A 10436-nucleotide genomic window follows, 5' to 3' on the forward strand; every position below is an offset into this window, starting at 1 on the left:
TTAAAAGTTAATGTTAACACCAACATTATACATCTTCATTATCGGATATTTCATACTATCCTCTGTCTGAACATTGGAAGTTCCTGACTCAGGATCGAAGAATTTCATATCATCAAATGTTAACAGGTTCAATCCGTTAGCATATACATGTAGCTTCTTTATTCCCAGCTTATCAAGAAAAGCTCCTTGCATAAACGTATAGCCAATTTGAATATTCTTTAACCTGATGTATGAAGCATCCCACATATACAAGTCCGAATCGGCATAACTATTGGGTGAACGCGATGCTGTAATTCGCGGAAACAAGGCATCTTGTCCCAGCTCCAGTGTCCAGGAGTTATCGGCATGATATTGAGTCAATCCACGGCTACCATCGCCACCGAAAGGTGAACGGAAGTTACGCTGTAAAAAACGGGATACGTTAGTTGCACCTGACCATTGTGTTGATATTTCAAAGCCTTTATAGCCAAATCCGGCATTTAAACCAAATACATACTCTGGTCTCCTGCCAAATTCTGACCATGATCTGTCATAACTATCAATAACCATATCATTATTCAGATCTTTGTACTTTGGATCACCAGGAAGTACCACACCGGATGGCTGAGGTAAATCGGCAATCAATGTTCCATCAGGATTAAAGTCTGTTTCTTCATAAAACCGATCGAAATTATAAACAAGTGTTCGTCCTGTAGAACCGCCGGTCTCGATCATATATTCATAATCAGACAGAATCTCATCTTTTTCGATGATCTCGTTTTTGGCATAACTCACATTGGCATTAACAAAGTAGTTAAACCCTGAAATATCACCATCGCGCCAGGTTACATTTACCTCATATCCTTTATTATCCACCTTACCCATATTAATATTGGGAAGAAGTAATGCTACTTCCTGCGGGGTTGTTTGACGTGCTATCAGAATATCTTTGCGCTTCTCAATAAAATAATCGGCTGAGATGGACATTTTTGGTCCGAATAACCTCAGATCAATACCATAATTCTGCTTTGCTGCTGTTTCCCAAGTAACATCGGTATTACCCAAGCGTCCTTCAGTAGCCGCATCAATTTCATTCGGGTTAACACCAAAAGCATAGGAGCCATTAGATGGGTCCCAGACACCATCGATGTACATAAAGCGGGAAACTCCACTATCGTTACCTACAATACCATAAGACCCTCTTAGTTTCAGGAATGAAATAAATTCCAGGTTATCCATAAACGACTCTTCGGAAATAACCCAACCAGCAGAAAAAGATGGAAACAGACCATATCGTGTGGAACCTTTAGCAAAGTTTTCTGAACCATTATAACCCACATTTAAGTCCAACAGGTATTTCGATTGATAACCATAGGTTACACGACCAACATAGCCGACATAACTTTTAGGTATATATCGCGGTTCTGATGGATAGTACCTTTTGGTCATATTATAAAGTGCCAGTGCTGACAGATCGTGATCACCAATTTTCCTCTTCCAGAATAGTTTTGATTCGAGGTACCAGTCACGATTATATCCAATATCACTTTTCTCATGTTTAAAATTTGTATTCTGCCCCGAAACACTATACACAATTGTCGGGTCATAGTTCGGGTCATCTGGTTCCAGTTCATCGATAAAACCAATCTCCCAAGGCACATAGGTTTCAATGGATTTTGTGTGTTTTTTGGTATACCGGCTTCCTAGGTTATAGGCTCCTTTAGCGCTAAATTCTAAACCATTAACCAATGAAGAAAGACTTTGTGTCACTTCAAAATCAAGGTTCAGTGTGTTTTTATATTGATTGACATAACCTGCTCCGTACAGAGTACTCAATGGGTGGCCAAAATAAGTTGGAGACACTAACATTTCACCGTTAGTCTGAACCAGCTTACCATTAATTATTCCAGGGCTTGAGAATGGCTTAGCCTCTAGCAGCTCGTTCCAGATTAAACCAGAGTTGGTTGATGGCTTCGGCTCATTACTTTTTGACACCCAGCCTCCAATACCTATTTTATAGGTGGTGGTTTTAGTCAGGTTTACATCCAGATTGATCCGATAGTTATAACGATTGAAGTTAAAGTTATTGTTATAATCCTGATCGAAGCTTTTGATAACCCCGTCCTGAAATAAATATCCAAGGGAAACAAAGTATTTCATTTTATTACTACCTCCTGAGAAGTTGATATTATGCTGTGTTTTAGTCGCAAAATCGCGCAAAACGTATTCTTCCCAATTAACATTCGGATATATAATCGGATTGGAATTGGTCTTAAAGGCCTCAACTACATCATCACTGAATGCGGCCTCACCCCCATCATCGATCAACATCTGATTATAAACGGTTGCATAGGTATAACTATCAGCCATTTCAATGATACGGGTTGGCTGCTGCAATCCAAATGATGATGACACTGAGATAGCAGTTTTACCAACGGTTCCTCGTTTAGTAGTCACTAATATTACGCCGTTAGCACCACGTACACCAAATACAGCTGTGGCCGAAGCATCTTTTAATACTGTCAGGTTTTCAATTTCGTTAGGATCGATCTGAGAAAACGAACGCTCGACTCCATCTACCAGTATCAAAGGACTTGAGGCATTGTCACTTAAACTACCTGAACCACGTATAAAAATACGCGGATCTTCAGCACCTGGCTGTCCGCTGTTTTGAACGGTTGCCAGCCCCGGTAATGCACCTGCTAGTGTATTAACGACATTGGCACTTGGCGTTCTTAATAATTCTTCGGTGCCAACTGAAGATATTGCTCCTGTAATAGTTGCTTTTTTCTTGGTCCCATAAGCTACTACCTGCACTTCCTCAATGTCCATTACATCTTCCTGAAGTGTTACATTAATAACTTCTGTTGCTGGTATTTCCTGAGTTCTGAAACCAATAAAACTAAACTCTAAGATTTTTCCTGTTTTGACTCCTGCAATCGTAAAATTACCATCAAAATCAGATATAGTTCCATGCGTAGTGCCTTTAATTACAATTGTTACGCCGGGCAAAGGATTCTTGTCATTATCGACTATTTTTCCGCTGACGTTAATCTCCTGAGCAAACATATTTGCAACTACAAATATGAGGACTATCAACATTACAGATCCTTTTGATTTTTTTATAGATTTATACATAGGTTACTTTTTAATACTTAACTCTTTCAAGTTCTTCTCTCATTATCTCACACCATTTTTAATATATACTTAATGATCTTTCAACTATCAATAAAAAATGTGATAAGAATGTAAGTCCGTTTTTTTACCATAGATTTTTCATTTTAAATTAGACATGACAATTAGCTGTATACACCTTGATGGTTGCAAGTAATACAGCTTATCGCAATCTAAAATGCTGTGTAATGTCAATTTAATGCTCTATTGTAACAGTAGTATAACCAATTAAATATCTGATATTTAAAATCTATTCCTTGTTGATATTTTCCCTCATATTAGTTGGTATTATACAAAAAAAGAGCGGCCAGACCTAACTGACCGCTCTTGAAAAAACTATTACTAAAATTAAAACTCCCCAAAGGGCCGCTCTTTATTTACTTTACGAAGCTCCTTCGACAGTAATTGCTTCATTTGTTCACTTAACTTCAGGTCTTCGTTGTAGATATTGTGCTTTTCCTCAACATCATTTGGGTAAGCATAGAGTTGATCACGAACCCAGTAATTCTCATTGCCATTTGCCGACTTTTGCGACAATTGTTTGTGCAGCATATAATAAGGTTGTGCGATCCGCTCCTTTTTATGGCCTCTGAAATCTTCACCACGCTTTATTTGCTTTTCGATATCTTTTGGATAGCGCACAGCAATGTACTTGTATTCGTCAGTTTTAATACCGCAAGCGTAACCCATTTTCATCAGGAGTGCCCCTCTTGTTGCATCTGTTTCACCATGAAGCACTGAGTTAAAACTTACTCCATCCATTTTCATTTGCTGAGGCACTTTTGCACTGCAGGTTTCCAATATTGTCGGAGTAAAATCTACACTGCCAACCACATGTGTATAATCGCGTGGCTCTTTGATCTGAGAAGGCCACTGTATTAATAGTGGTACATGAACGCCAGTATCGTATAAAGTTGTTTTGCCATGGTTCTTTTTACCATGATCGGAGGTGTAAATTATAATGGTGTTTTCGTACTGCCCCGTTTCTTTCAGTTTATTGATGATGCGGCCAACCGAATCATCCCACCATCGTGCAGTTGGTGATGTGGCTAACTCACCTTTCTTAATTTCGTTTTTGATTTGCTGACGTCGTTCACGTTTTACTTTGGCCCCTTCTTCTACAATACCTTCTCCGGTTAATGCCGGATCAGCATCTAGTGAAACCACGTATTCTCCTTTTACTTTTCGTTCGGGTGCCGGACCATGAGGATACGTTGTTGACACAAACAAAAAGAATGGCTGATCTTCATTCTCCTGCTGCTCAATAAACTTCGTTGCCGCATCAGCAGTCCATTCTACGTTATGCACATTCATATAATCGTTGAAAAGCTCCCTTAAATTGGCCGAATATACACCATTTACGTAGTCGAAACCGTAGGACTTAATAGCCTGACACCACCAGTCATGGTTATGTTTCATCTTTTTACTGATAGATTTATCCACCCGCGGGTCTTTGGTTTTCGGGTAGGTTTTTAATCCTCCCTCTTCCCAGTTACGATTGGTACCTAATAACTCGTGATAACCAACATGAAACTTACCGATAAAACCAGTATTGTAACCATTGTCCTTCAAAACTCCGGCTATATTCATACCATCGTCTTCCAGAGAAATAGAGTTACCTACACAATCTGCCTGGTTCTTAGGAAACTCTTTTAGAAATTCGGGATGATAGTTATTGAAATAATAGCGACCTGTTAAAATCGCATATCTTGACGGACTACAAACCGAATGCACTACATTGGCGTTTGTGAAACGTATACCGTTTTCTGCAATTTTATCAATGTTAGGCGTTTGTACTTTATATCCGTAACACCCTAATGAGTTTAAGTTTTCATCATCGGTGAGTATAAAAAGAACGTTAGGTCGCTCATTTTGGGCCATGCCTTTCAATGCCACTAACATTAGCAAACATGCAACTATATACTTTGGAAACCTCATCGTTCTGCTTATTTTGTTTTATTCGCTTTTTTCTTCTTGTAATTTGCAAAAAGCGCTTTCATTTGCTCATTGCTGCAAAAGCCACGCAAGGCCTGATGATAATTTTTCGTAATCGCTTTATTACCATTCTTAAATTCTTCGGTTCCTTTTTCATGTTGCTTGCGAACCTTCTGACGTTCGAAATGCACCTTAGTGATCAACTCTTTTACTTTAGCCTGTTGCGATTCATCTAGTTCCATCACCTCTGTCATTTCTGTCAGTTGTGCATCAAATTTCTCCTGTAATTTGGGATTAACCTTTTGTGCGACACCGTTCAATGACAACATTATCAGCATTGTCATTAATATAGATTTTATAATATTTCTCATATTCATTCCTTTAAAAAAGGAGGAGTTTCCTCCTCCCTCCTAAACTTATTTATATCCGTTAGTTTCCCAATGCTGATTAATGTCCAGTTCGTACTGCGGAATTGGTAACTTACCATGTAAAGGCCATTGTATATTCAATCTGCCGTCACTGTTACTTGCCAGCATATTTTCCAGTAATTGCTCTGTTCGTACCAAATCGAACCAACGCATGCCTTCAAAGCATAGCTCCCAGCTTCTTTCCATCAGAAGGAAATCGATAAATGTATCATGATCCATTCCTGTAACATCTGCAGCATATAATGATTCATCCCATTTGGTTCCATAAGCACGTTTTCGGATCGCATTAAAAATGTCGTTTATTTCTGTTGTACTTCCTCCTGTTTCGTACAATCCTTCGGCATAGGTCAGTAAAATATCTGAGTACCTGATCAAAGGTAAGTTAAGAGGTATATCAGTCCAATAGTGATCTGCTCCCCATGGACGACGGAATTTACCTAAAGTGTATTGCTTTGGATTATTATGATTTTTAGGTGTACCATTATTGAGCCATTTGAAAGTAGCTACATTCCACTCAAATCGGTTATCATCAGTATCCGGTTTGTTATTCAGATTATCGTCATCATCCCAAGTGTTGGTGAAACTTGCCAGTACAGCACCGTGTTTATTGGAAGCGCCTAAATCGGCTTTTCCCTGAATTCCATAGAAAGCTCCGATCTGTCCGCCTTCTCCAACACCTCCGGTAATAAACTGAACATCAAAAATAATCTCGCTGTTGTACTCATTATCGTAGCCCCAAATCCTTTCATAATCATCATCGGCATATACTCCATCACCATCTTCATCACCAAAGATGCCATATATACCGGAATCAATCACTCTTTTGGACCACATAACTGACTTGCTCCATGCATCTTCATCTTTAAGCGGCCAACCTGCCATTTGCTGATATACTTTAGCCAGATAGGCCATTGCTGCTCCTTTACTTGCCCGTCCAAATTCTCCGGTTGCATCATAGTTCCACTGTAAACCTGATGTTTCGTCCGACTCCTGCCACTCACCGTTTACCACGCCTGCACCAAACTCAAAATCCTCAATTATTTGTGCATAAACATCAACACTGGAGATTCTGTCGTATTTCTGGAAGATGGTTGTATTAGGTTCTGTTTTTAACGGTACATCACCCCATAAACGAACCAGATTGAAATACCAAATTGCCCGATTAAATCTTGCTTCGGCTTCTATACGATTTTTCAGACGTTCGTCCATATCAATTTCAGGCAACTTAGCTATCAATACATTTGTTGCATTAATGGCCATGTAACAGTTACCCCAAATTCGTTTCAATATACCATTCTCGTTTTCAACAGTTCCATTAGATAATTGTATCTTCTCAATAATGTTTGCTTTCCCCGGAGTGGGCTCCATCTCATCGTTCATTATTTCGATACCTGCTCCCCAAAGGTCTTTACCATACCCACCACTAAGAGCTCCTAAATAATCATAAACACCATTAAGAGCAACCAATGCATCGGTATCGGTTTTATAATAGTCTCCCGTTTCTATTCCTGTTTTAGGAGTCAGATCCAGTACATTGTCGCATCCTGTAAACAGGATTAAAATAAGGGTGACTGGAATTAATATATATCGTTTCATAATACTTATCGTTTTTGTCTGATTGTTAAAAGTTAACCGATAAACCGCCCATAATTGTCATCACCTGAGGGTATGAACTGTAGTCTAAGCCTGGTAGCAGAGATTTGCTAACTCCACCGCTCACACTTACATCAGGTGTAAATCCTGAGTAATTGGTCCAGGTATAAAGATTGGAACCGGAAGCATAAACACGAATTTTACTCAACCTCATTTTCTTTGCCACCTTCTTTGGCAGTGTATAACCAATGGTAATATTGTTTAATCGAATATACGAACCATCTTCAACAACAAAGGAAGAAGGCAGAACTGCTCCAAATCCTTTTAGTGATGGAATGGTTGTATTTGTATTTTCAGGCGTCCAGGCATTTAATACATCAACATGCTGGTTTTTTGCGATATTCGGACGCATATAATCAAACTTGTTGGCATTGTAAATATCATTCCCGTAGGACCATTGAAATCCGATCATACAATCAAATCCCTTGTATTTGAAGGTGTTTGTGATACCGCCAAAATGCTTTGGCAAGCCGTTTCCGATTATCTGACGGTCCTCAGAATCAATCACTTGTTCTTCAGGTGTTATGATACCATCACCATCCACATCCTCGCTATACATGTTTTGATACTTCAGATAACCAGGTTGTACATTACTTCCGGGAATGGCCGCGACCTCATCTTTTAAAACATACGTTCTATCTTCATGTGCAATATCCGAATTGCTGTTATCCTGCCATGTGAAATCATCGATCTGATACAACGGATCGTTCTTATCCCAAACATAACCAAACATTGAACCGACCGCTTCCCCTTCGCGAAGTACATATTGAACCGGAACCGTACTATTATATTGTGCTTCTACATAAATATCCTGACCTGCGTTAACCAGTTTTTCAATCCTGTTTTCATTAAACGCTATATTGAAATCGGTAAACCATTTAAAATTAGCATTATCAATGTTCACTGTGTTAATGGCCAATTCAATCCCCTTATTGGATACGGCTCCAATATTTGCCATCACTGTTTCATAACCCGAAACCTGAGACAGTGGCATATTTAATAATAGATCATCGGTATATTTATCGTAGGCATCGATTACGAAGTTAATACGATTGCTAAAAAGCCCTAAGTCCATTCCCACATTCACCTGCGAAGTGGTTTCCCATTTCAAGTCAGGGTTTCCGATATTGTTAGGCTGTATACCTGTTTGTATGTTACCACCAAAACTATAATTAGCCTGGTTAAGCATTTCCAGATAGCTAAACAATCCTATCCCCTGGTTACCTGTTTGTCCCCATCCGGCTCTCAACTTCAAATTGGAAATACCTGATATACTTTGCATAAAGGCTTCTTCGCTCACTCGCCATGCAGCCGAGAATGAAGGGAAATAACCATATCTGTTATTCGATCCAAATCTGGATGATCCATCTGCCCTGAAACTTGCTGTAACAAGATAACGGTTGTTAAAATTATAATTTACCCTGCCTAAGTATGAATATAAAGCCCATTCTTCACGAGATGATGATGGCATAAGTGGTGCTGTACCCGCTCCGATATTGTAAAGTGCATTTTGCTCAATGTCATATTCGGTATTGGTAACATCCAGTTTTTCGGTTATCGACTTTTGCATTGAAATACCTGCTATTGCATTGATGCGGTGCTTTCCGAATTCCTTAATATAGGTTAGAATGTTATCATTCAACCATACAATACGCATGATGTCGCTTTGAATTCCTTTACCGTTTGAGTTTTTCCCCGGACCTACATTCGAAGGATAGTATTGTTTTCTTTTGACATTATTGATGTTAGCTCCCCCGGTTATCTTTAATGATAAGTCTTTAGTAAAATTCAATTTCAGGTCTACATTTCCTACATTCCTTAATGTTGTAGTTGTCTTTTCTACTTCATTGGCAAACACCAAAGGGTTTGTTTTATTACCTAACAGATCAAAATCATCTACCTCACCACTTTCGTTATAGATAGCTGTTGGACGATACACAATCAGGTTAGTGATAACTCCAGCATTTGAACCACTTTGTGTTCCTGCTGAAATAATTCCATTCTCTTCGGTAAAACCTGCCGAGTAATTGGCTGCAATAGAAACGAAGTCTGAGTAATCGTGTTCCACCTTCATTCTTGTTGAATACCTCGAAAGTTTAGTATTAATTACCACCCCTTCATTATCCAGATAACCCAATGATAAAGCATAACGGGTTTTGTCATTACCTCCTGTCATACTTAAATTATGGTTCTGGACTTTAGCAGCCCTGAAAACTTCATCCTGCCAGTCCACTGAAGTAGAGTCAGCGTAACTTATTGCTTCACCTGTGTCAGGATCAGTAAATCGCTCATCAGTCGGATCAGCTTCATGCATAAAGGATGCATACTGTTCTCCATTCATCAGATCAAGCTTATTTGTTACATCTGAAACTCCATATGATACATTGTATACAAGGTTGGTTTTACCTGATTTACCGCTTTTTGTTGTAACAAGTATAACACCATTGGCACCACGTGAACCGTAAATTGCAGTGGCTGATGCATCTTTTAACACTTCAATACTTTCAATATCTGAAGGATCGATATTTACCATTGGATTTTCTGTATCGAACCCAATTCCGGCCGTTGAACCATTGTTGTCATCATTGACAAATGGAATACCATCAATAACGTATAAAGGTTCGTTACTTGCATTAATAGAAGTACCACCGCGAATACGAATGCTAACGCCTGCACCTGGTGCTCCGCTATTTGATACAACCTGCACACCAGCAACTCTTGCAGCTAATGTCTGATCAATTGATACATTGTTCTGATCCTTGAACATATCAGCTGATACCCTTGCTACAGAACCTGTTAAATCACTTTTACGCATGGTACCATAACCTACTGCCACTACTTCATCCAACCCAATTGATTCTTCAACTAAAGTGACGTTCAGTTTGTCTGTACTAACGATTAATTCCTGTTCCTTAAAACCAATAAAAGAGAACTTAATAATATCGCCCTTTTTCGCTGTCAGTTGATAGTTACCATCAATATCGGTGATGGAACCGATTGTTGTACCTTTAACCACAACATTAACACCCGGTATAGCTCCTCCTGATTGATCCACAACCGTACCTGATATTTGTATCTCCTGAGCATAGCCTGCTGTTAATCCTAAAAAAGCAAGTATCCATAAAGTTACCAACCTCTTTAATGTTCCCATTTGTTTCTGTCTCATTTTGACTTAAAATTTGAATTTAGATACCGCAAGTTATAATGAGGGCTATTATTGCATTTGTCTGGTTGTAACCTTTTTTTGACAGTCGTATTTCACTAATT

Annotated in this window: 5 protein-coding genes; all 5 read right to left on the reverse strand. The window is 39.0% G+C overall.

Annotated features, from left to right (window positions below; all coding sequences use genetic code 11):
- The 5 genes from AC4MRQ_RS03695 to AC4MRQ_RS03715 all read right to left on the reverse strand — a co-directional run bounded on the left by AC4MRQ_RS03695 (position 1) and on the right by AC4MRQ_RS03715 (position 10335).
- Positions 1-3117 carry a SusC/RagA family TonB-linked outer membrane protein gene (locus AC4MRQ_RS03695; RefSeq protein ID WP_491196296.1) on the reverse strand — a complete coding sequence of 1039 codons (3117 nt, stop codon included), beginning with the start codon at positions 3115-3117 and terminating at the stop codon, positions 1-3.
- 384 nt (positions 3118-3501) lie between these two features.
- Entirely contained in the window at positions 3502-5091 is a 1590-nt protein-coding gene (locus AC4MRQ_RS03700) for a sulfatase family protein (protein WP_491196297.1), read from the reverse strand.
- Between the two features lie 8 nt (positions 5092-5099).
- Complete coding sequence (locus tag AC4MRQ_RS03705) at positions 5100-5459, reverse strand: hypothetical protein (RefSeq protein ID WP_491196298.1); 360 nt, start codon at positions 5457-5459, stop codon at positions 5100-5102.
- A gap of 45 nt (positions 5460-5504) precedes the next feature.
- Entirely contained in the window at positions 5505-7112 is a 1608-nt protein-coding gene (locus tag AC4MRQ_RS03710; protein WP_491196299.1) for a RagB/SusD family nutrient uptake outer membrane protein, read from the reverse strand.
- A gap of 25 nt (positions 7113-7137) precedes the next feature.
- Complete coding sequence (locus AC4MRQ_RS03715; RefSeq protein ID WP_491196300.1) at positions 7138-10335, reverse strand: SusC/RagA family TonB-linked outer membrane protein; 3198 nt, start codon at positions 10333-10335, stop codon at positions 7138-7140.
- Between the last annotated feature and the right edge of the window lie 101 nt (positions 10336-10436).

This window comes from Carboxylicivirga sp. (assembly GCF_982718395.1).

Excerpts from the sequence above, each read along its gene's own strand:
- AC4MRQ_RS03695 (WP_491196296.1), bottom strand. The coding sequence starts at position 3,117 with ATGTATAAATCTATAAAAAAATCAAAAGGATCTGTAATGTTGATAGTC.
- AC4MRQ_RS03700 (WP_491196297.1), bottom strand. The coding sequence starts at position 5,091 with ATGAGGTTTCCAAAGTATATAGTTGCATGTTTGCTAATGTTAGTGGCA.
- AC4MRQ_RS03705 (WP_491196298.1), bottom strand. The coding sequence starts at position 5,459 with ATGAGAAATATTATAAAATCTATATTAATGACAATGCTGATAATGTTG.
- AC4MRQ_RS03710 (WP_491196299.1), bottom strand. The coding sequence starts at position 7,112 with ATGAAACGATATATATTAATTCCAGTCACCCTTATTTTAATCCTGTTT.
- AC4MRQ_RS03715 (WP_491196300.1), bottom strand. The coding sequence starts at position 10,335 with ATGAGACAGAAACAAATGGGAACATTAAAGAGGTTGGTAACTTTATGG.